Source organism: Domibacillus sp. 8LH (genome assembly GCF_038806185.1).
In the GTDB taxonomy this organism is placed as follows: domain Bacteria; phylum Bacillota; class Bacilli; order Bacillales; family Domibacillaceae; genus Domibacillus; species Domibacillus indicus_A.
This window is the reverse complement of sequence record NZ_JAVJNG010000267.1, coordinates 1-249: the sequence shown is the minus strand read 5'-3', so window position 1 is coordinate 249 and position 249 is coordinate 1. Positions and strand designations below refer to the sequence as shown.

The window sequence follows — 249 nt, the reverse complement described above, 5'->3', positions numbered from 1 at the left end:
GGCATATTACGCAGTGCCACCATTTCAAGAGTATAGGGCAGTGCGCTTGACATCACTGCAACTAATATCCCTAAAGGCAGTACTTCCCAGCTTAGTAAAGCCATACCTTGGTTGATTGCGCCATAAGGTACTAAGACAATAGCGGCCACACTCATGCCGAGTGCGACTGTCATGCCACCAGAGCCTTGATTACCCGTTTTTTTGCCAAATAAGATATAGCCCGCCCAGCAAGCACCAGCACCTAAAGCA

Annotated in this window: 1 protein-coding gene; it reads right to left on the bottom strand. The window is 48.6% G+C overall.

What is annotated here, in order from left to right:
• The coding region (locus RG959_RS24665) for an EamA family transporter (RefSeq protein WP_342799354.1) at positions 1 to 249 on the bottom strand (249 nt) is incomplete at both ends.